This is a genomic window from Rathayibacter sp. PhB151 (assembly GCF_004366415.1).
Classification (GTDB): domain Bacteria; phylum Actinomycetota; class Actinomycetes; order Actinomycetales; family Microbacteriaceae; genus Rathayibacter; species Rathayibacter festucae.
In genome coordinates this window covers 1,070,838-1,092,158 of sequence record NZ_SOEN01000007.1, presented here as the reverse complement: position 1 = coordinate 1,092,158, position 21,321 = coordinate 1,070,838, and the positions used below count along the sequence as shown (strand labels likewise).

Sequence of the window (21,321 nt, the reverse complement as noted above, 5' to 3'; positions counted from 1 at the left end):
GCGGTCATCGAGACGGGCCGCACGGCTGAACGTCGTCGTCGGGATCACCGGCGGCATCGCCGCCTACAAGGCGGTCGGAGTCGTCCGCGCGCTGGTCCTCGAGGGTCACGACGTCCACGTCGTGGCCACCGAGGCGGCGCTGCGCTTCGTCGGCAAGCCGACGCTCGAGGCCATCTCGCGGAACGCGGTGCACACCGAGCTCTACGAGGGCGTCGCCGAGGTGCGGCACGTGGCGATCGGCCAGGCGGCCGACCTCATCGTTATCGCCCCGGCCACCGCGCACACCCTGGCGAAGCTCGCCACCGGCCTCGCCGACGACCTGCTCGGCAACACGGTGCTCGCCAGCACCGCTCCGGTCGTGGTCGCTCCGGCGATGCACACCGAGATGTGGGCGAACGCGGCCACGGTCGCGAACGTCGCGACGCTCCGCTCCCGCGGCGTCCACCTCGTCGGCCCGGCCGTCGGCCAGCTCACCGGCGCCGACTCGGGCCCGGGCCGGATGGAGGAGCCCGCGACGATCGTCGCCGAGGCCCTCGCCGTCCACGCCCGCGCCACCGCCGCCCGGCGCGACCTCGAGGGCCTGCGCGTCCTCGTCACCGCCGGCGGCACCCGCGAGCCGCTCGACCCGGTCCGCTTCGTCGGCAACCGCTCCAGCGGCCGGCAGGGCGTCGCGCTCGCGGTCGCCGCGGCCGCGCGCGGAGCGAGGGTCACCCTCCTCGCCGCGAACCTCGACATCGAGGCGCCGCAGGGCGTGGCGGTGGTCCCCGTCGGCACCGCGCTCGAGCTGCGCGAGGCCGCGCTCGCCGCCGCCCGCGACGCCGACATCGTGATCATGGCCGCGGCCGTCGCCGACTACCGGCCGGCCGACGTCTCCGAGGCCAAGATCAAGAAGGAGCAGCAGGGCGACCGCCTCGTCCTCGAGCTCGTGAAGAACCCGGACGTCCTCGCCGAGATCTCCGCCGCGAAGACAGACGGGCAGCTGATCGTCGGCTTCGCCGCCGAGACCGAGCCCGACCGGGACGCCATGCTCGCCCTCGGCCGCGCCAAGATCGCCCGCAAGGGCTGCGATCTGCTCGTCCTCAACAGGGTCGGCTGGGCCGAGGGTTTCCAGAGCGACAGCAACACCGTCGTGGTCCTCGATCGGGCCGGAGATATAGTGATCGAGGCTTCCGGCAGCAAGGCGTCGGTCGCCGATCGCGTCCTCGACGTGGTCGCGCGCTAGGGCGACTCCCTGGCCCGGTCCGCCCCCGGTGAGAGGGCGAGCCCGGTGCGGGACTGCACCGGATCGAGACAGCTCCGGCTGCCGCGCCGATACGGAATGAGACGTTCGACATGACCTCCGGCCCCCTCCGCCTGTTCACCTCCGAGTCCGTGACCGAGGGTCACCCGGACAAGATCTGCGACCAGATCTCGGACCGCATCCTCGACGCGCTCCTCCGCGAGGACCCGCGCAGCCGCGTCGCCGTCGAGACGCTCGTCACCACGGGGCTCGTGCACGTCGCCGGTGAGGTCTCCACCTCCGGCTACGTCGAGATCCCCGCGATCGTCCGCGAGACGATCGTCGAGATCGGCTACGACTCCTCGCTCAAAGGCTTCGACGGCCGCTCCTGCGGCGTCTCCGTCTCGATCGGGCAGCAGTCGCCCGAGATCGCCGCAGGTGTCGACACGGCCCTCGAGGTGCGCGGCGACGCGTCCGACGACGACGCATTCGACCGCCAGGGCGCGGGCGACCAGGGCCTGATGTTCGGCTTCGCCACCGATGAGACCCCCGAGTACATGCCGCTGCCGAGCTGGCTCTCGCACCGCCTCGCGGAGCGCCTCGCCGAGGTCCGCAAGACCGGTGAGCTGGACTACCTCCGGCCCGACGGCAAGACGCAGGTCACCATCGGCTACGACGGCACGACGCCGGCCACGATCGACACGGTCGTCCTCTCCACCCAGCACGCCGAGCACGTGAGCACCGCCACGATCCACGCCGACATCGAGGAGCACGTGATCCGCCCCGTCCTCGAGCGGGTCGACCTCGACTCCTCCGCGGTGCGCCTGCTGATCAACCCCTCCGGCCGCTTCGAGATCGGCGGCCCGCAGGGCGACGCCGGGCTCACCGGCCGCAAGATCATCGTCGACACCTACGGCGGAGCCGCGCGCCACGGCGGCGGCGCCTTCTCGGGCAAGGACCCGTCGAAGGTCGACCGCTCGGCCGCCTACGCCATGCGCTGGGTCGCGAAGAACGCGGTCGCCGCGGGGCTCGCCCGCCGGATGGAGGTGCAGGTCGCCTACGCGATCGGCAAGGCCGCCCCGGTCGGCCTCTACGTCGAGACCTTCGGCACCGGCACCCTGCCCGACGAGCAGATCACCGAGGCGATCCGCTCGGTCTTCGACCTGCGTCCCGCCGCGATCATCCACGCGCTCGATCTGCTCCGCCCGATCTACTCGCAGACCTCGGTCTACGGGCACTTCGGCCGCGAGCTGCCCGACTTCACCTGGGAGCGCCTCGACCGCGTCGACGACCTCCGCTCCGCCGCGGGTCTCTCGTAGACGCCGACGCGGCGGGGGAGGCGGTGACCGGTCCGGCGGGGCGCGTCGCGCGCGTGCTCCTCGACTCGCCGCTCCCGCAGCTCGACCGGCTGCTCGACTACGCGATCCCCGAGGCGCTGCGCGACGGCGTGCGGCCGGGTGTCCGGGTCCGCGTCCCGCTGCGCACCGGCGGGCGGATCGCGGACGCGTTCGTCGTCGAGGTCGGCGAGGGCTCCGAGCACGCGGGCGCGCTGAGCGAGCTCGAGGAGCTCGTCTCGCCGCTCGTCGTGCTGACCCCGGAGGTCTGGGCGCTCGCCCGCCGCGTCGCGGACCGCGCCGCCGGGGGAGCGAGCGACGTGCTGCGCCTCGCCGTGCCGCGGCGCCACGTGCGTGTCGAGCGGGCGCACCTCGCCGCCCTCGCCGAGGTGGACGCGGCCGCCGTCCCGTCCGAATCAGACGCGGACTCCGCTCCGGCCGAGCCGGTCGCGGACGGCACCGTGCCCGGCGCGGTGACCGGCTACCCCGCTGAGACGTTCGACCGCCTCCTCGACGGCGGTCGCCTCGCGGTGAACGCCGTGCCCGCCCCGGTGCAGCTCGCCTCCGGAGCGTGGGTGGGCGGCTGGGCGGTGACGCTCGCCGAGCTCGCCCGCACCGCGCTGGCGGCCGGGCGCGACGCGATCCTCGCGGTGCCGGACTACCGCGACCAGGAGCAGCTCGAGCAGGCCCTCGCCGAGCACGTGCCCGAGGACGCGGTCGTGCGCCTCGACGCCCGGCAGAAGGGCGCCGGCCGCTACGCCGCGTTCCTGCGCTGCCTCACCCCGGGTCCGCGGGTCATCGTCGGCAACCGCTCGGTGCTCTACGCGCCCTCGTCGGCGCTCGGCCTGATCGCGCTCTGGGACGACGGCGATCCGCTCTTCGCCGAGCCGCTCGCGCCGTACGCGCACGCCCGCGACGTGGCGCTGGTGCGGCAGGAGCAGAGCGGCGCCGGGCTGGTCCTGCTCGGCAACACCCGCACGGTCGAGGTGGAGCGGCTGGTCGGCCTCGGCTTCGCCGCCCCGGTGCAGCCGCGGCCCTCGCGGCGCCCGCACGTCGTGCCGACCGCGCAGCAGACGGCCGCCGACGAGCACGACCAGGCCGCGCGCATCCCGTCGACCGCCTGGCGGCAGGCGCGGATCGCCCTCGACTCGGGTCCCGTGCTCGTCCAGGTGGCCCGCCCCGGCTACGCGCCGGTGGTCGCCTGCGCGCGCTGCCGCACCGTGGCGCGCTGCAACCGCTGCCAGGGTCCGCTCGCCGTGCACGCGGCGGGGGCCCGGCCGAGCTGCGGCTGGTGCGGGCTGATCGCCGCCGACTGGCACTGCTCGGTCTGCGAGGCGACGGCACTGCGCCTGGTGAGCCTCGGCGCCGGCCGCACGGCGGAGGAGCTCGGTCGCGCGTTCCCGGGCGTCAAGGTCGTCGTCGCGGACGGTGCCCACCCGATCCTCACCGTGCCCGGGACGCCCGCGCTCGTCGTCGCCACCCGCGGCGGCGAGCCCCGAGCCGACGGCGGCTACCACGCCGTACTGCTGCTCGACGGCGAGCGGATGCTCGCGCGGGAGAGCCTGCGCGTCGCCGACGACGCCCTGCGCACCTGGTCGAACGCGGCCGCGCTGGCCCGCCCCGGCGCTCCCGTGCTGCTGGTCGGCGTCGCAGGGCGCCTCGCGACGGCCCTCGCGACCTGGCGCCAGGACGAGTACCTCCGCGCCGAGCTGATCGAGCGGCGCGAGCTGCGCTTCCCGCCGGCCGTCCGGCTCGCGACCGTCAGCGGCGACGCGCACGCCGTGACGGAGGCGCTCGACGCGCTCGACGAGGCGGACCGGCACGAGGTGCTCGGCCCGGTCGGGCTCGAGGACGGCTCCGTCCGGGCGATCGTGCGCTTCGACTACGCTCGCGGGGCGGAGGTCGCCGCCCGCCTCCGGTCCGCCGTGATCCGCAACGCGACCCGCCGCCGCCGGCCGCCCACCACGCCGGGCCGCTTCCGGCCGGCACCGAAGCTGCGCGTCCGGCTGGACGACCCCGACATCCTCTAGACCCGTCCCCCGGACCCGTTCTCCGCTCGACCCCCACGCTCAGGAGCTCCTCGTGCGCCTCGTCTTCGCCGGCACGCCGGCCGCCGCCGTCCCCACCCTGCGCGCCCTCGCCGCCTCCGAGCACGAGATCGTCGCGGTGGTCACTCGGGCCGACGCGCCCGTCGGCCGGAAGCGCGTGCTCACGCCCTCGCCCGTCGCCGCGGTCGCCGAGGAGCTCGGCCTGCCGGTGCTCAAGGCGAACCGCCTCGACGAGGAGGTCACCGACCGGATCGCGGCTCTCGAGCCGGACCTCGGCGTGATCGTGGCCTACGGCGGTCTGGTCCGCGCGCGGCTGCTGGCAGTGCCGCGCCTCGGCTGGATCAACCTGCACTTCTCGCTGCTGCCGCGCTGGCGCGGGGCGGCGCCCGTCCAGCGCGCGCTGATGGCGGGGGAGCAGCGGATCGGCGCGGCCGTCTTCCAGCTGGTGGCCGAGCTGGACGCCGGCGACGTCTTCGCCGAGATCGAGGAGGAGGTCGCCGGGCGCTCGGCGGGCGAGCTGCTCGAGGTGCTCGCCGAGCGCGGGGCCGCCCTGACCGGTGAGGTCGTCGACGGGCTCGCCGCCGGGACCGCGGTCGCCGTGCCGCAGTCGGGCGAGGTCACGCTCGCCCCCAAGCTCGACGTGACCGACGGCCGGATCGACTGGTCCCTGCCGACCGCGCGGATCCTCGCACTCGTCCGCGGAGTCACGCCCGAGCCCGGAGCGTCGACGGCGGTCGGCGACGCACGGCTCAAGGTGCTCGCCGTCGACGAGGCGCTCACGGACGCTCCTCTCGCGCCCGGCGCCGTGCTCCTCGATGCCGGCCGTGCCCTGGTCGGCACGGGCGACGGCGCCGTCGCGCTCGTGTCGGTGCAGCCCGCCGGCAAGACCCCGATGCCCGGCGCCGCCTGGGCCCGGGGCCTGCGCGAGAGCACGGTGCTCGCGTGAGCGGCCGCACCCGCGTCGCGCCGGCCCGCCAGGTCGCCTACGACGTCCTGCTCGCGGTCAGCGGCGGAGACGCCTACGCCAACCTCGTGCTGCCCGCCCGGATCCGTGCCGCCGAGCTGTCACCGGCCGACGCGGGCCTGGCGACCGAGCTCTGCTACGGCACCCTCCGCCTCTCCGGCTACTACGACCGGGTGATCGCCCTCGCCGCCGGCCGCGCCGTCGAGACCCTCGACGCCCCGGTGCTCGACGCGCTCCGGCTCGGCGTGCACCAGCTGCTCGGCACCCGCGTCGCCGCGCACGCCGCCGTCAACGAGAGCGTCGCGCTGGTCGCGGGCGGCTCCTCCCGCGGCGCCGTCGCCTTTGCGAACGCGGTGCTGCGCTCGGTGACCCGCTCGAGCGCCGAGGAGTGGCAGCAGCGCGTCGCGGACGCGGCGACCTCGGGCGACGACCGGATCGCCGCGGCGACCTCGCATCCGGTCTGGATCGTCAAGGCCCTGCGCCGCGCCCTCGCCGCCGAGGGCGCCGCCGACGAGCTCGAGGCGCTGCTCGCCGCCGACAACGCGGCCCCGCGGGTGAACCTCGTCGCCCTGCCCGGCCTCGCCGAGGCCGCCGAGCTGCCCGACGCCGCGCCCGACCGCTACTCGCCCGTCGGCCTCGTCAGCACCGGAGGCGACCCCGAGGCGATCGCGCCCGTGCACGAGGGCCGCGTGCGCGTCCAGGACGAGGGCTCCCAGCTCGCCGCACTCGCACTCTCCCGCGCCGAGCCCGTCCGCGCGGGCGAGCGCTGGCTCGACCTCTGCGCCGGACCCGGCGGCAAGGCGGCACTGCTGGCCGCCGAGGCGCGCGCGGGCGGCGCGACGCTGCTGGCCAACGAGGTCGTCCCCGCGCGGGCCGGGCTGGTCCGCCAGGCCCTCGCCGCGGTCGACCCGACCGTCGAGGTGCGCACCGGTGACGGACGCACGCTCGGCGAGGAGCAGCCGGGCGCCTTCGACCGCATCCTCCTCGACGCGCCGTGCACCGGACTCGGCGCCCTCCGCCGCCGACCCGAGGCGCGGTGGCGCAAGACCGCCGACGACGTCGCCCCGCTCGCCGCCCTGCAGGGCGAGCTGCTCGACTCCGCCCTCGCCGCGCTCGCGCCCGGCGGACTGCTCGCCTACGTCACCTGCTCGCCGCACCTCGGCGAGACGAAGCGCGTGCTCGCCCTCGCCGCGGAGCGCCACCCCGGCGGCTTCGAGCTCGTCGACACCCCGGCGGTCCTGCGCAGCATCACCCGCGAGCCGCTGCCGCTGGCCGAGGGCGCGCTGCACGCGCAGCTCTGGCCGCACCGGCACGGGACGGACGCGATGTTCATCCAGCTCCTGCGCCGCAGCCCGGCCTGACGGCCCGGCCGCCGCGCCTAGGCTGGGGAGCATGCCCGCACGGATCAACCCCAGCATCCTGTCCGCCGACTTCGTCAACTTCGAGGCCGAGCTGCAGCGGATCGCCGGGGCCGATCTCGTGCACGTCGACGTGATGGACAACCACTTCGTGCCGAACCTCACCTTCGGCCTGCCGATGGTGCAGCGCCTGCAGGAGGTGTCGCCGCGCCCGCTCGACGTGCACCTGATGATCGACGACCCCGACCGCTGGGCCCCCGGCTACGCGGAGACGGGCGCCTACTCCGTCACCTTCCACGCCGAGGCCGCGCACGACGCCGTCGCCCTGGCCCGCCGGCTGCGCGAGATCGGCTCGCGCGCGGGCATCGCGCTCAAGCCCGGCACCCCGGTCGACGACTACCTCGACCTGCTGCCCGAGTTCGACCAGGTGCTCGTGATGACGGTCGAGCCCGGCTTCGGCGGCCAGTCGTTCATGGCGGAGACGATGCCGAAGCTGCACGCGCTGCGCGAGGTCGTCGCCCGCACCGGCCTCGACGTCTGGCTCCAGGTCGACGGCGGCATCGCCCCCGGCACCATCGAGATCGCCGCCGAGGCGGGCGCCGACACCTTCGTCGCCGGCTCCGCCGTCTTCGGCGCCGACGACCCCGAGGCCGCCATCGTCGCCCTCCGCGACACCGCCTCCTCCCTCCTGCACCGCCACTGACCCGACCGCCCTCGCCGGTCCGCCGCCGCGTATAGACTTCCCCGGTGAAAACTTTCGACGACCTCTTCGCTGAGCTGGGCGAGAAGGCCGCCGCGCGTCCCGAGGGTTCGGGCACGGTCCGCGAGCTCGACGCCGGTGTGCACTTCATCGGCAAGAAGATCGTCGAGGAGGCCGCCGAGGTGTGGATGGCCGCCGAGTACGAGGGCGACGAGCGCACGGCCGAGGAGATCTCGCAGCTGCTCTACCACCTGCAGGTGCTGATGCTCGCGAAGGGCCTGACGACGGCCGACGTCTACCGACATCTGTGAGCGTCCCCCCGATCGCCGGAGTGCGCCGCCGCCAGGTCGCCGCGCGCTCCCACGCTCTCCGAGGCGCCGTCGCGCCTCCGCTCACCGAATCACCCTCGACCTCCAGAGGACGTCCCGTCGTGACCACGACCACCCCCACCACTCCTGACACCGCCGCCACCGCCGCCCCGCCCGCGCTCCTGCGCGTCGCCGTGCCCAACAAGGGCTCGCTCTCCGAGACCGCCGGCCAGATGCTGGCCGAGGCCGGCTACACCGGCCGCCGCGACCCCAAGGAGCTGCACGTCGTCGACGAGCGCAACGGCGTCGAGTTCTTCTACCTCCGCCCGCGCGACATCGCCACCTACGTCGGCTCCGGCGCGCTCGACGTCGGCGTCACCGGCCGCGACCTGCTGATCGACTCCGGCTCCGAGGCGCGCGAGATCGCCAGCCTGAGCTTCGCCGACTCGACCTTCCGGTTCGCCGGTCCGGCCGGCCGCTACACCGAGCTGCAGCAGATCGACGGCCTCCGCGTCGCGACCAGCTACCCCGGGCTCGTCGGCCGCTTCCTCCGCGAGCACGGCGTCGAGGTCACCCTCATCCGCCTGGACGGCGCGGTCGAGTCGGCCATCCAGCTCGGCGTCGCCGACGTGATCGCCGACGTCGTCGAGACCGGCACCACGCTGCGGAAGGCGGGCCTGGAGATCTTCGGCCCGGTCATCCTGAAGTCCACGGCCGTCCTCGTCTCCGGCGCGGGCGAGCCGGAGGGCATCCCGGTCCTGCTGCGCCGCCTGCAGGGCGTCCTCGTCGCCCGCGAGTACGTGCTGCTCGACTACGACTGCCCCGTCGCGCTGCTCGAGACCGCCACCGCGCTCGCGCCCGGCTTCGAGTCGCCCACCGTCTCGCCGCTGCACGACCCCGAGTGGGTCGCCGTGCGCGTCATGGTGCCGCGCGCCGACATGAACCAGGTGATGGACCGCCTCTACGACCTCGGCGCCCGCGCGATCCTGGTCACCTCGATCCACGCCGCACGCCTCTAGGAGGGGGAGCGATGAGTCTCGCCGTCCGCGTCATCCCGTGCCTCGACGTGGCCGCCGGCCGCGTCGTCAAGGGCGTCAACTTCCAGAACCTGCGCGACGCCGGCGATCCGGTCGAGCTCGCCCGCCTCTACTTCGAGCAGGGCGCCGACGAGCTGACCTTCCTCGACGTCACGGCCACCGTCGACGACCGCTCCACCACCTACGAGGTGGTCCGCGCGACCGCCGAGCAGGTCTTCATCCCGCTGACCGTCGGCGGGGGAGTGCGCTCCGTCGAGGACGTCTCGCGCCTGCTCGCGCACGGCGCGGACAAGGTCGGCGTCAACTCCGCCGCGATCGCCCGCCCCGAGCTGATCGGCGAGATCGCCGACGTCTTCGGCGCGCAGGTGCTGGTGCTCTCGCTCGACGTCAAGCGGAGCGACGCCACGCCCTCGGGCTTCGTCGTCACCACCCACGGCGGTCGCCGCGCGACGACGCTCGACGCGCTCGCCTGGGCGGCCGAGGCCGTCGAGCGCGGTGCCGGCGAGCTGCTGGTCAACTCGATCGACGCCGACGGCACGAAGCAGGGCTTCGACCTGCCGCTGATCAGCGCGATGCGCGAGCTGAGCACCGTGCCGGTGATCGCCTCGGGCGGCGCCGGCGCCGTCAAGCACTTCGCCCCCGCCATCGAGGCGGGCGCCGACGCGGTGCTCGCCGCCTCCGTCTTCCACAATCGCGAGCTGACGATCGGCGACGTGAAGCGCGCCCTCGACGACTCCGGGATCGAGATCCGCCGATGAGCAGCGAGACGACGACCGACGGCACGACGACCCCCGACGACCTCACCGCGGTCCTCGACCGCGCGACCTTCGACGCGAGCGGCCTCCTGCCCGCCGTCATCCAGCAGCACGACACCGGCGAGGTGCTGATGCTCGGCTGGATGGACCGCGAGGCGCTGCGCCGCACGCTGACGGAGGGCCGGGTGACCTTCTGGTCGCGCTCCCGCCGGGAGTACTGGCGGAAGGGCGACACCTCCGGGCACGCCCAGTACGTCCGCGGGGCCGCGCTGGACTGCGACGCCGACACGCTGCTCGTGCAGGTCGAGCAGATCGGTGCCGCCTGCCACACCGGCGAGCACTCCTGCTTCGACGTCGATCCGCTCGCCCCGGTGACGGACCTCGGGCCGCAGGCGTGAGCGGCCGGCGCCTCAAGTACTCCGCGATCCTCGGGATCGTGCTGCTCGCCGCGCTCGAGCTCACCGCCTCCACCCAGCCCTGGGCAACGCTCGTGCTCACCCCGGGCGTCGGCGACGGCCGGGCGCTCTCCGTCGTCGGCACCGTCGCCGCGCCGGCCCTGTCGGCCCTGGCCCTCGCCGGGCTCGCTCTCGCGGCTGCGCTCGCCATCGCCGGGCCGGCCTTCCGGATCGTCCTCGGGCTGCTGCAGATCGTCCTCGGCGGCTCGGTCGTCCTGGCCGCCTCGACCGCGCTCGCCGATCCCGTGCGCGCCGGCTCGTCGCTGGTCACCGATGCGACCGCGATCGCGGGCCGGGAGTCGGTCGCCGCGCTCGTCGCCTCGTCCTCCGCCACGGCCTGGCCGGTCGTCGCGCTGGTGGCCGGCGTGCTGACCGCCGTCATCGGCGTGCTCGTGCTCGTCACGGTCCGCCGCTGGCCCGGCGCGAAGAAGAAGCGCGCCTCCCGGTTCGAGCCCGCCGACGGCTACGGGCACGGCGCGACGACCGTGCAGACCGACGACGGCGACATCGATCCCGTCGTCTCCTGGGACGAGCTGTCCCGCGGGGACGACCCCACGTCCGCCCGCTGAGCGGGGCCCCGGCGGACCCCGCCCGTCGGCGAGGCCCTTCAGGCGCGAGCCGCTAGACTGCTCTGGTTCCCACGCACGTCCAGGAGGAGAGCCATGAGCACCGAGCACGACGACGACAACCACGGCCACTCGCCCGCAGCGTGGACGGCCGTCGTCATCATGCTGGTCGGCTTCACGGTCGGCACGATCGCCTTCTGGTTCGACCTGCCCCTCGTCGTCTGGCTGTCCGCCGGACTCGTCGTGGTCGGCCTGCTCGTCGGCGTGATCCTGGCCCGCCTGGGCTACGGCGTCGACGGCGCGAAGGCCAACCCGAAGGCGCGCGCGTAGAGTGCTCGGCGATCTGACCGCTGGCGCCCTGGCCGACGCGGCCCGGCGTCGCGAGACCGTCCCGCTCGCCGCCCTCGAGCGGCGTGCCGCCGAGCGCCCGCCCGCCCTCGACGCCCTCGCCGCGCTGGCTCCGGCCGAGCGCGTGCGGATCATCGCCGAGGTCAAGCGGTCCAGCCCGTCCCGCGGCGCCCTCGCCGAGATCCCCGACCCCGCGCTGCTCGCCGGGCAGTACGAGCTCGGGGGAGCGAGTGCGATCAGCGTCCTCACCGAGGAGCGCCGCTTCAAGGGCTCCCTCGCCGACCTCGAGGCCGTCCGCGCGAAGGTGTCGATCCCGGTCCTGCGCAAGGACTTCATCGCCGAGCCCTACCAGGTGCTCGAGGCGCGCGCCTCCGGAGCGGACCTCGTCCTGCTCATCGTCGCCGCGCTCGAGCAGCCCGTGCTGGCCGAGCTGCACGCCCTCGTCCTCGAGCTCGGGATGACCCCGCTGGTCGAGACCCACTCGGGCGACGAGCTCGAGCGGGCCGCCGACCTCGGCGCGCGCCTGATCGGGGTCAACGCCCGCGACCTCTCCACCTTCGAGCTCGACCGCGACCTCTTCGGCCGCCTCTCCGAGCGCTTCCCGGCCGACGCCGTCAAGGTCGCGGAGTCGGCGGTCCTCTCGGCCGACGACGTCGCGCACTACCGCCGCTCCGGCGCGGACGTCGTCCTCGTCGGCGAGGCCCTCGTCACCGGCGGCGACCCCGTCTCCACCCTCGCCGGCTTCCTGGCGCACTGATCACGATCCACCGATAGGCGGCACTGCCATGGCACTCCGAGACGAACTCGGTCCCTACTTCGGCGACTTCGGCGGACGCTACGTCCCCGAGTCGCTCGTGAAGGCGCTCGACGAGCTGAGCGCCGAGTACGAGCGCACCAAGGTCGACCCGGCGTTCCGGGCCGAGCTGACCGAGCTGCACCGCAGCTACACCGGCCGGCCCTCGATCATCACCGAGGTGCCGCGCTTCGCCGAGCACGCGGGCGGTGCGCGGATCATCCTCAAGCGCGAGGACCTCAACCACACCGGCTCGCACAAGATCAACAACGTGCTCGGCCAGGCGCTGCTGACCAAGCGCATCGGCAAGACCCGCGTGATCGCCGAGACCGGCGCCGGCCAGCACGGCGTGGCCACCGCCACCGCCGCCGCGCTCTTCGGGCTCGACTGCGTCGTCTACATGGGCGAGGTCGACACCGAGCGCCAGGCGCTCAACGTCGCCCGGATGCGGCTGCTCGGCGCCGAGGTCGTCTCGGTGACCACGGGCTCGCGCACCCTCAAGGACGCGATCAACGACGCGATGCGCGACTGGGTCACCAACGTCGAGACGACGAACTACGTCTTCGGCACCGTGGCCGGCCCGCACCCCTTCCCGGCGATGGTGCGCGATTTCCAGAAGATCATCGGCGAGGAGGCGCGCGAGCAGGTCCTCGCCCTCACCGGTGCCCTGCCCACGGCGGTCACCGCCTGCGTCGGCGGCGGCTCCAACGCGATGGGAATCTTCCACGCGTTCCTTGACGACCCCGAGGTCAGGCTCGTCGGCTTCGAGGCCGGCGGCGACGGGATCGAGACCCCGCGCCACGCGGCGACCATCAGCAAGGGCCGCCCCGGCGTCCTGCACGGCGCCCGCAGCTTCCTGCTCCAGGACGAGGACGGCCAGACCGTCGAGTCGCACTCGATCTCGGCCGGTCTCGACTACCCGGGCGTCGGCCCCGAGCACGCCTGGCTCTCCAGCATCGGCCGCGCCGACTACCGCGCGGTCACCGACTCCGCCGCGATGGACGCCCTGATGCTGCTCAGCCGCACCGAGGGCATCATCCCCGCGATCGAGTCGGCGCACGCCCTCGCCGGCACGCTCGAGCTCGGCCGCGAGCTCGGCCCCGACGCGACCATCCTGGTCAACCTCTCCGGTCGCGGCGACAAGGACATGACCACCGCCGCGCGCTACTTCGGGCTCGTCGACCAGGGCGCGGTGCAGTCGTGAGCGGCGTCGGCCCGAGCGTCGCCGAGACCGTCCGCCGCCGGAACCAGGAGGCCGCGGGCGCCCTGATCGGCTACCTGCCCGCCGGCTTCCCGGACCTCGCGACGAGCATCGACGCCGCGGTCGCCCTCGCCGAGAACGGCGTCGACGCGATCGAGCTCGGCCTGCCCTACTCCGACCCGGTCATGGACGGCCCGGTCATCCAGGAGGCGACCCAGGCCGCCCTCGCCGGCGGCTTCCGCCTGCGCCACGGCTTCGACGCGGTCCGCGAGATCCGCGCCCGCGTCGATGTGCCGGTGCTGGTGATGACGTACTACAACCCCGTGCTGCAGTACGGCGTCGAGCGCTTCGCCACCGACCTCGCCGAGGCCGGCGGCTCCGGTCTGATCACTCCCGACCTCATCCCCGACGAGGGTGCCGAGTGGATGGCCGTCTCCGAGCGCCTCGGCCTCGATCGGGTCTTCCTCGCCGCCCCCTCCTCGAGCGACGAGCGCCTGCGTGCGACCGTCGAGGCGAGCCGCGGCTTCGTCTACGCGGTCTCGACGATGGGCATCACCGGAGCGCGCGCCGACGTGGACCGCGCCGCCCGCACGCTCGTCGAGCGCCTGCGCACCGCCGGCTCGGACAGCGCCTGCGTCGGCGTGGGAGTCTCGACCGGCGACCAGGTCGCCGAGATCCTCGCCTACGCCGACGGCGCGATCGTCGGCTCGGCCCTCGTGCGCGCGCTCGCCTCCGGGGGAGTCGCCGCGGTGGCGGAGACGGCTCGCGGTCTGGCAGAGGGCACGCGTCCGCGCGCCTGACGCCTCCCAGTACACTCGGGATGCCCGTCGGGGCGCGGCGCCGCCGCGACCGCGGGATCCCTCCTTCGAAAGGTCGACGTACCGGTGTCCGTACCGCTGAGCATCCCGAGTCCGCCCGAGGCGTGGAGTCAGTACGACTTCACGCTCTTCGATCGCGCGTTCTCGATCCACACCTACGCCGTCTGCATCCTGGTCGGCATCGTGGTCGCCACGATCATGACGAACGCCCGCCTCAAGCGGCGCGGCGCCGAGCCGTGGGTCGTCCTCGACATCATCATCTGGGCCGTGCCGCTCGGCATCATCGGCGCGCGGCTCTACCACGTGCTCACGCACCCCGGCGACTACTTCTACGCCGGCGCGGACCCGTGGGAGATCATCCGGATCTGGAACGGCGGCAACGCGATCTTCGGCGGCCTGATCGGCGGTGCCGTCGGCGCCTGGATCGGCTGCCGCTGGACCGGTGTCCGGTTCTGGACCTTCGCCGACGCCCTCGCGCCCGGCATGCTCGCCGCGCAGGCCATCGGCCGCCTCGGCAACTGGTTCAACCACGAGCTGTTCGGCCTCCCGACGACCCTGCCCTGGGGCCTCGAGATCGAGAGCAGCAACCCGGCCTTCCCGGTCGGCCTGCCCGCCGGCACGCTCTTCCACCCGACCTTCCTCTACGAGATCCTCTGGAACGTCGTCGGCATCGCGGTCATCCTGCTGCTCGAGCGCCGCCTCAAGCTGCAGTGGGGCACCGTCTTCGCCGCCTACCTGATCTGGTACGGCATCGGCCGCGTCTGGTTCGAGTCCATCCGGATCGACCCGAGCGAGTTCTTCTGGGGCATCCGCACCAACGTCTGGGCGGCGCTGGCCGCCGTCGTCGTCGGCCTCGTCCTCGTCGTGATCCAGCGGCGCGAGCACCCGGGTCGCGAGACCTCGGCCTATCGGCCCGGCCGCGAGTGGACGCCCGCCCCGGCTGCGGTAGAATTCGAGGACGTCGAGTCCGACTCCGACGCCACCACTCCTTCTTCCGGCACCGACGCCGAGAAGTCGACGGTCTCCCGCAGCTGACGCGGTCCGCGGCACCCCCGCGGCCCCGCATCCAGCTCACCTCTCCGTCCGTCCGCCCCACCGCGGCTCAGCCACAAGCGCTGCCGCGGGGGAGCGAGCGCACGACCCCGACGACGGCGCCAGACCTCCGCTCCGCGACCACCGAATGCACGGCCCTCCCGATCGGGGAGCCGCTCCTCCACCACCACACCGCGGGCCAGCGACGTCCCGATCCGCTACGACTCTCGTGAGGACGGTCCCCATGGCTCCCGTTCAGCCCTCGCCCCGCGTCCCCGCCGTGCCGTTCCTCGGCACCCCGTCCGCGCAGGGGATGTACGACCCGGCGGCCGAGAAGGACGCCTGCGGTCTCGCCATGGTGGCCACCATGCGCGGGACGGCCGGGCACGACATCATCGACGCCGCGCTGAACGCGCTGCGCAACCTCGAGCACCGCGGCGCGGTCGGCTCCGACGCCGGCACCGGCGACGGCGCGGGGATCATCACCCAGATCCCCGACGACTTCCTGCGGGCCGTCGCGGCCGTCGAGCTGCCCCCCGTCGGGCAGTACGCGGTCGGCAACGCCTTTCTCCCGGTCGACGTCTTCGAGCGCGAGCGGGTCAAGTCGACCATCGCCGAGATGGCCCGCGAGGAGAACCTCACCGTCCTCGGCTGGCGCTCCATCCCCGTCCAGCCGGACGAGATCGGCACGCTCGCCCGCGCCGCCATGCCGGCGATCGAGCAGCTGTACGTCTCGAGCGAGCTCACCGACGCGGCCGGCGTGCCTCTGGCCGGGCTCCGCCTCGACCGCCTCACCTTCCGCCTGCGCAAGCGCGTCGAGCGCGAGCTCGAGGTGTACTTCATGTCGCTCTCGAGCCGCACGCTCGTCTACAAGGGCATGGTCACCACGCTCCAGCTCGAGCCGTTCTACCCCGACCTCTCGGACGAGCGCTTCACCTCGAAGCTCGCGCTGGTGCACTCCCGCTACTCGACCAACACCTTCCCGTCCTGGCCGCTCGCGCAGCCGTTCCGGATGATCGCGCACAACGGCGAGATCAACACGGTGCAGGGCAACCGCAACTGGATGCGCGCGCGCCAGTCGCAGCTGAAGAGCGCCGAGCTCGGCGACCTCTCGCCGCTGTTCCCGATCGTCTCGACCGGCCGCAGCGACTCCGCCTCGTTCGACGAGACGGTGGAGCTGCTCACGCTGGCCGGCCGCTCGCTGCCGCACGCGATCATGATGATGGTCCCGGAGGCGTGGGAGAACCAGGCCACCGCGATCGACCAGAAGCGCCGCGCCTTCTACGAGTACCACTCGATGCTCATGGAGCCGTGGGACGGCCCGGCCGCGATCGTCTTCACCGACGGCGACCTCGTCGGCGCCACGCTCGACCGCAACGGCCTGCGCCCCGGCCGCTACGTCGTCACCGACGACGGCCTCGTCGTGCTCGCCAGCGAGATCGGCGTCCTCGACATCGACCCCGCGAAGATCGTCCGCAAGGGCCGGCTGCAGCCGGGCCGGATGTTCCTGGTCGACACCGAGCAGGGCCGCATCGTCGAGGACGAGGAGATCAAGGCGCAGCTCGCCGACTCCGGGCCCTTCGACGAGTGGCTCGACAAGGGCCGCATCAACCTCAAGGACCTGCCGGAGCGCGAGCACATCGTGCACACTCCTGCGTCGGTCAACCGGCGCCAGCGCACCTTCGGCTACACCGAGGAGGAGGTGCGGCTCCTGCTGCTGCCGATGGCGAAGGCCGGTGCCGAGCCGCTCGGCGCCATGGGCTCCGACACCCCGGTCGCGGTGCTCTCCAAGCGCCCGCGGCTGCTGTTCGACTACTTCACCCAGGCGTTCGCGCAGGTGACCAACCCGCCGCTCGACTCGATCCGCGAGGAGGTCGTCACCTCGCTGCGCCTCGGTCTGGGCCCGGAGCGCAACCTGCTCTCGGCCGGCGCCGAGCACGCCCGCCAGGTCGTCCTCGACTTCCCGGTGATCGACAACGACGAGCTGGCCAAGATCCAGCACATCGCGCCGCGCCCGCTCAGCCACATCACCACGACGATCCGCGGCCTCTACCGCGTCGACGCCGGCCCCCGCGCCATGCAGGACCGGCTCGACGCGATGTGCGCCGAGGCGGACGAGGCGATCGCCGCCGGCGCGCAGTTCCTCGTGCTCTCGGACCGCGACTCCACCAAGGACCTCGCGCCGATCCCCTCGCTGCTGATGCTCGCCGCCGTGCACCACCACCTGATCCGCACCGAGAACCGGATGCGCGTCGGGCTGGTCGTCGAGGCCGGCGACGTCCGCGAGGTGCACCACGTCGCGACGCTGATCGGCTACGGCGCCTCCGCGGTGAATCCGTACCTCGCGATGGAGACCTGCGAGCAGCTGGTGCGCAGCGGCATGATCTCGGACCTCTCGCCCGAGAAGGCCGTCAAGAACGTGATCAAGGCGCTCGGCAAGGGCGTGCTCAAGATCATGTCCAAAATGGGCATCTCGACCGTGTCCAGCTACGCCGGCGCGCAGACCTTCGAGGCCGTCGGCCTCAGCCAGGTCTTCGTCGACCAGTACTTCACCGGCACCGCCTCCAAGCTCGGCGGCATCGGGATCGAGGTCGTCGCCGAGGAGAACGCCGCGCGCCACCGCGCCGCGTACCCCGAGGACGGCGCGGTCGTCGCGCACGAGCGCCTCGCGGTCGGCGGCGAGTACCAGTGGCGCCGCGACGGCGCGCCGCACCTCTTCAACCCGGACACCGTCTTCCGGCTGCAGCACTCCACGCGCAACCGCCGCTACGACGTCTTCCGCGAGTACACCAAGATGGTCGACGACCAGGCGCTCTCGCTGATGACCCTGCGCGGCATGTTCACCCTCGACACGGAGGGCCGCACCCCCGTCCCGATCGACGAGGTCGAGCCGGTCGAGTCGATCGTCAAGCGCTTCTCCACCGGGGCGATGAGCTACGGCTCCATCTCGCCGGAGGCGCACGAGACGCTCGCCATCGCGATGAACCGCCTCGGCGCCAAGTCGAACACCGGCGAGGGGGGCGAGGACACCGAGCGACTGCTCGACCCCGAGCGCCGCTCCGCGATCAAGCAGGTCGCCTCGGGCCGCTTCGGCGTCACGAGCATGTACCTCACCCACGCCGACGACATCCAGATCAAGCTCGCCCAGGGCGCCAAGCCCGGCGAGGGCGGCCAGCTGCCGCCGACCAAGGTCTACCCGTGGATCGCGCGCACCCGGCACGCGACCGCGGGCGTCGGCCTGATCTCTCCGCCGCCGCACCACGACATCTACTCGATCGAGGACCTCAAGCAGCTGATCTTCGACCTCAAGCGGGCGAACCCGAAGGCGCGCATCCACGCGAAGCTCGTCAGCCAGTCGGGCATCGGCGCGGTCGCGGCCGGCACGGCCAAGGCTCTCGCCGACGTGATCCTCGTCTCGGGCCACGACGGCGGCACCGGCGCGAGCCCCGTCAACTCGCTCAAGCACGCGGGCACGCCGTGGGAGCTCGGTCTCGCCGAGACCCAGCAGACGCTGATGCTCAACGGCATGCGCGACCGCGTCGTGGTGCAGGTCGACGGCCAGATGAAGACCGGCCGCGACGTCGTCATCGGCGCCCTGCTCGGCGCCGAGGAGTTCGGCTTCGCCACCGCCCCGCTGATCGTCGAGGGCTGCATCATGATGCGCGTCTGCCACCTCGACACCTGCCCGGTGGGCGTCGCGACGCAGAACCCGGAGCTGCGCAAGCGCTTCAACGGCAAGCCCGAGTTCGTCGTCAACTTCTTCGAGTTCATCGCCCAGGAGGTGCGCGAGTACCTCGCCCAGCTCGGCTTCCGCTCGATCGACGAGATCGTCGGCCACCGCGAGCTGCTCGACGTCAACCGCGCCATCGAGCACTGGAAGGCGAGCGGGCTCGACCTGACGCCGATCCTGGTCGGCCCGGTCTTCCGCGCCGAGGAGCCGCGCCGCCACGGCCGCGCGCAGGAGCACGAGCTGGAGAAGCACTTCGACAACGAGCTGATCCGCCTCGCCGCGAACGTCCTCGATCACCGCGGCACCGTGGTGATCGACCGCGAGATCAAGAACACCGAGCGCGCGGTCGGCACCATGCTCGGCCACGAGGTGACCGTCCGCTACGGCGAGAACGGGCTGCCGGCCGACTCCATCACGGTGAACCTCCGCGGCTCGGCGGGGCAGTCGCTCGGCGCGTTCCTGCCCGCGGGCATCACGCTGCGCCTCGAGGGCGACTCGAACGACTACGTCGGCAAGGGCCTCTCCGGCGGCCAGATCGTGGTGCGGCCCGACCGCCGCAGCACCTTCGACGCGTCGGCGAACGTCATCGCCGGCAACGTGATCGGCTACGGAGCGACCCAGGGCACGATGTTCATCCGCGGGATGGTCGGCGAGCGCTTTCTGGTCCGCAACTCCGGCGCCACGGCGGTCGTCGAGGGCGTGGGCGACCACGCGCTCGAGTACATGACCGGCGGGCTCGCCGTCATCCTCGGCGCGACCGGCCGCAACCTCGGCGCGGGCATGTCCGGCGGCACCGCCTACATCCACGACCTGAGCCGCGAGCTCGTCAACCGCGACGCGATCGCCTCCGGGGAGCTGACGCTCTCCGAGCTCGGCAGCGCCGACGTGGAGATCCTGCGCGACCTGCTCGAGCGGCACGTGGCCGAGACCGAGTCGACCCTGGCCCAGGGGATGCTCGACGATTTCGACGGAACCGTCTCGCGTTTCGTCAAGGTACTGCCCCGCGACTTCGCCGCGGTGCTCGCGACGCGAGCATCCGCCGTCGAAGAGGGGCTCGACCCCGACGGCGACGTCGTCTGGGGACGGATTCTGGAGGTGACCGGTGGCTGATCCCAAGGGATTCCTGAAGGTGCAGGACCGGGAGCTGCCCAAGCGGCGCCCGGTGTCCGTGCGGCTGATGGACTGGAAAGAGGTGTACGAGCAGGGCGACACCGCCGTGCTGCGCCGGCAAGCCGGCCGCTGCATGGACTGCGGCATCCCGTTCTGCCACAAGGGCTGCCCGCTCGGGAACCTGATCCCCGAGTGGAACGACCTGATGTGGCGCGGCGAGGGCCGTCAGGCGATCGAGCGCCTGCACGCGACCAACAACTTCCCGGAGTTCACCGGCCGTCTGTGCCCGGCGCCCTGCGAGTCGTCCTGCGTGCTCGGGATCAACCAGCCCGCGGTCACGATCAAGCAGATCGAGGTCTCGATCATCGATCAGGCCTTCGGCAACGACTGGGTGCAGCCGCACCCGCCGGAGCGCCTGACCGGCAAGACGGTCGCCGTCGTCGGCTCCGGCCCCGCGGGTCTCGCCGCCGCGCAGCAGCTCACGCGCGCCGGGCACACCGTCGCGGTCTACGAGCGCGACGACCGCATCGGCGGCCTCCTGCGCTACGGCATCCCCGACTTCAAGATGGAGAAGAAGCACCTCGAGCTGCGCCTGAACCAGATGAAGGCCGAGGGCACCCGCTTCCGCGCCGGCGTCGACATCGGCACGGACATCACCTGGGACGACCTGCGCGCGCGCTACGACGCCGTCGTGGTCGCCACCGGCGCGATGGTCCCGCGCGATCTGCCGATCCCCGGCCGCGACCTGGCCGGCGTGCACTTCGCCATGGAGTACCTGGTGCAGTCGAACCACGCCATCGCGGGCGACCGCGTCTTCGAGCAGATCTCGGCCGAGGGCAAGCACGTCGTCGTCCTCGGCGGCGGCGACACCGGAGCCGACTGCATCGGCACCGCGCACCGCCAGAAGGCGGCCTCGGTCACCAACCTCGCGATCGGCACGCAGCCCCCGTCGCAGCGTCCGGACAGCCAGCCCTGGCCGATGGACCCGACCGTCTTCGAGGTCGCCAGCGCCCACGAGGAGGGCGGGGAGCGCGTCTACCTCGCCTCCACCGTCGAGTTCCTCGCGAACGAGGTCGGCGAGGTCCGCGCCGTGCGCGTGGCCGAGACCGAGTACCTCGACGGACGCCGCGTGCCCAAGGCGGGCACCGAGCGCGAGATCCCGGCCGACCTGGTCCTGCTGGCCCTGGGCTTCACCGGCCCCGAGTCGGAGCACCTCGCCGGCCAGCTCGAGGTGCCGTTCACGGACCGCGGCAACGTGGTCCGCGGCGACCGCTTCGAGACCAGCGTCCCGGGCGTCTTCGTCGCCGGGGACGCCGGCCGCGGCCAGTCGCTGATCGTCTGGGCGATCGCCGAGGGCCGCTCCGTCGCGGCCGAGATCGACCGCTACCTCGAAGGCACCACCCAGCTGCCCGCGCCCGTCGGGCCCAACGACCGGGGCTTCACGCTCTAGTCCCACGGACGCGATAGTCTTCGCGCGCCAGCTTCACAGCTCACCCTCCCCGCTATCGACGCGCCCTCGGGCGCAGAACAACGGAGCACCCCCTC

The 21,321-nt window shown here is 73.3% G+C and carries 18 protein-coding genes; all 18 read left to right on the top strand.

The features are described 5' to 3' along the window. Positions 1 to 25: 25 nt before the first annotated feature. The 18 genes from coaBC to EDF35_RS12505 all read left to right on the top strand — a co-directional run bounded on the left by coaBC (position 26) and on the right by EDF35_RS12505 (position 21,226). Positions 26 to 1,222, top strand: a complete 1,197-nt coding sequence (gene coaBC, locus EDF35_RS12590) for a bifunctional phosphopantothenoylcysteine decarboxylase/phosphopantothenate--cysteine ligase CoaBC (protein WP_123733333.1) — start codon at positions 26 to 28, stop codon at positions 1,220 to 1,222. A 110-nt stretch (positions 1,223 to 1,332) separates the two neighbouring features. Beyond that, positions 1,333 to 2,538 carry a methionine adenosyltransferase gene (gene metK / locus EDF35_RS12585; protein WP_133962556.1) on the top strand — a complete coding sequence of 402 codons (1,206 nt, stop codon included), beginning with the start codon at positions 1,333 to 1,335 and terminating at the stop codon, positions 2,536 to 2,538. A 23-nt stretch (positions 2,539 to 2,561) separates the two neighbouring features. Next, complete coding sequence (locus EDF35_RS12580; RefSeq protein ID WP_133962555.1) at positions 2,562 to 4,583, top strand: primosomal protein N'; 2,022 nt, start codon at positions 2,562 to 2,564, stop codon at positions 4,581 to 4,583. A gap of 52 nt (positions 4,584 to 4,635) precedes the next feature. Further along, positions 4,636 to 5,547 carry a methionyl-tRNA formyltransferase gene (fmt, locus tag EDF35_RS21250; protein ID WP_133962554.1) on the top strand — a complete coding sequence of 304 codons (912 nt, stop codon included), beginning with the start codon at positions 4,636 to 4,638 and terminating at the stop codon, positions 5,545 to 5,547. Next, positions 5,544 to 6,926 carry a transcription antitermination factor NusB gene (locus EDF35_RS12570; protein WP_243839951.1) on the top strand — a complete coding sequence of 461 codons (1,383 nt, stop codon included), beginning with the start codon at positions 5,544 to 5,546 and terminating at the stop codon, positions 6,924 to 6,926. The genes fmt and EDF35_RS12570 overlap by 4 nt, the downstream gene beginning before the upstream one ends. 31 nt (positions 6,927 to 6,957) lie before the next feature. Further along, positions 6,958 to 7,626, top strand: coding sequence for a ribulose-phosphate 3-epimerase (gene rpe, locus EDF35_RS12565; RefSeq protein WP_133962552.1), 669 nt, complete (start codon positions 6,958 to 6,960; stop codon positions 7,624 to 7,626). A gap of 44 nt (positions 7,627 to 7,670) precedes the next feature. Beyond that, complete coding sequence (locus EDF35_RS12560; RefSeq protein WP_055791842.1) at positions 7,671 to 7,934, top strand: phosphoribosyl-ATP diphosphatase; 264 nt, start codon at positions 7,671 to 7,673, stop codon at positions 7,932 to 7,934. A 119-nt stretch (positions 7,935 to 8,053) separates the two neighbouring features. Beyond that, positions 8,054 to 8,950, top strand: coding sequence for an ATP phosphoribosyltransferase (gene hisG, locus EDF35_RS12555; RefSeq protein ID WP_208323058.1), 897 nt, complete (start codon positions 8,054 to 8,056; stop codon positions 8,948 to 8,950). An 11-nt stretch (positions 8,951 to 8,961) separates the two neighbouring features. After that, a complete protein-coding gene (hisF, locus tag EDF35_RS12550; RefSeq protein WP_133962551.1) occupies positions 8,962 to 9,726 on the top strand; it encodes an imidazole glycerol phosphate synthase subunit HisF in 765 nt (254 codons plus the stop codon). Further along, positions 9,723 to 10,121, top strand: coding sequence for a phosphoribosyl-AMP cyclohydrolase (gene hisI, locus EDF35_RS12545; protein WP_133962550.1), 399 nt, complete (start codon positions 9,723 to 9,725; stop codon positions 10,119 to 10,121). The genes hisF and hisI overlap by 4 nt, the downstream gene beginning before the upstream one ends. Beyond that, positions 10,118 to 10,747 (top strand): Trp biosynthesis-associated membrane protein, encoded by a 630-nt coding sequence (locus EDF35_RS12540; RefSeq protein WP_123704364.1) that lies wholly within the window; start codon positions 10,118 to 10,120, stop codon positions 10,745 to 10,747. The genes hisI and EDF35_RS12540 overlap by 4 nt, the downstream gene beginning before the upstream one ends. A 93-nt stretch (positions 10,748 to 10,840) precedes the next feature. Continuing rightward, positions 10,841 to 11,074: a DUF6704 family protein gene (locus EDF35_RS12535; RefSeq protein WP_123446235.1), complete on the top strand. Its 234-nt coding sequence runs from the start codon at positions 10,841 to 10,843 to the stop codon at positions 11,072 to 11,074. Between the two features lies 1 nt (position 11,075). Further along, positions 11,076 to 11,849 carry an indole-3-glycerol phosphate synthase TrpC gene (trpC, locus tag EDF35_RS12530; protein WP_123446236.1) on the top strand — a complete coding sequence of 258 codons (774 nt, stop codon included), beginning with the start codon at positions 11,076 to 11,078 and terminating at the stop codon, positions 11,847 to 11,849. A gap of 28 nt (positions 11,850 to 11,877) precedes the next feature. Further along, positions 11,878 to 13,089 carry a tryptophan synthase subunit beta gene (gene trpB, locus EDF35_RS12525; RefSeq protein WP_123446237.1) on the top strand — a complete coding sequence of 404 codons (1,212 nt, stop codon included), beginning with the start codon at positions 11,878 to 11,880 and terminating at the stop codon, positions 13,087 to 13,089. Further along, complete coding sequence (trpA, locus tag EDF35_RS12520) at positions 13,086 to 13,886, top strand: tryptophan synthase subunit alpha (RefSeq protein ID WP_123446238.1); 801 nt, start codon at positions 13,086 to 13,088, stop codon at positions 13,884 to 13,886. Before trpB ends, trpA begins: the two co-directional genes overlap by 4 nt. Positions 13,887 to 13,988: 102 nt before the next feature. Beyond that, entirely contained in the window at positions 13,989 to 14,939 is a 951-nt protein-coding gene (gene lgt, locus EDF35_RS12515; protein WP_243582545.1) for a prolipoprotein diacylglyceryl transferase, read from the top strand. A 310-nt stretch (positions 14,940 to 15,249) separates the two neighbouring features. Further along, entirely contained in the window at positions 15,250 to 19,776 is a 4,527-nt protein-coding gene (gltB, locus tag EDF35_RS12510) for a glutamate synthase large subunit (protein ID WP_243839979.1), read from the top strand. Next, positions 19,769 to 21,226 carry a glutamate synthase subunit beta gene (locus EDF35_RS12505; protein WP_123446240.1) on the top strand — a complete coding sequence of 486 codons (1,458 nt, stop codon included), beginning with the start codon at positions 19,769 to 19,771 and terminating at the stop codon, positions 21,224 to 21,226. The genes gltB and EDF35_RS12505 overlap by 8 nt, the downstream gene beginning before the upstream one ends. Positions 21,227 to 21,321 lie beyond the last annotated feature (95 nt).

What these genes read in the sequence shown, in the direction of transcription:
- metK (WP_133962556.1), top strand. Translation starts at nt 1,333, where the DNA reads ATGACCTCCGGCCCCCTCCGCCTGTTCACCTCCGAGTCCGTGACCGAG.
- rpe (WP_133962552.1), top strand. Translation starts at nt 6,958, where the DNA reads ATGCCCGCACGGATCAACCCCAGCATCCTGTCCGCCGACTTCGTCAAC.
- hisF (WP_133962551.1), top strand. Translation starts at nt 8,962, where the DNA reads ATGAGTCTCGCCGTCCGCGTCATCCCGTGCCTCGACGTGGCCGCCGGC.
- hisI (WP_133962550.1), top strand. Translation starts at nt 9,723, where the DNA reads ATGAGCAGCGAGACGACGACCGACGGCACGACGACCCCCGACGACCTC.
- EDF35_RS12535 (WP_123446235.1), top strand. Translation starts at nt 10,841, where the DNA reads ATGAGCACCGAGCACGACGACGACAACCACGGCCACTCGCCCGCAGCG.
- trpB (WP_123446237.1), top strand. Translation starts at nt 11,878, where the DNA reads ATGGCACTCCGAGACGAACTCGGTCCCTACTTCGGCGACTTCGGCGGA.
- gltB (WP_243839979.1), top strand. Translation starts at nt 15,250, where the DNA reads ATGTACGACCCGGCGGCCGAGAAGGACGCCTGCGGTCTCGCCATGGTG.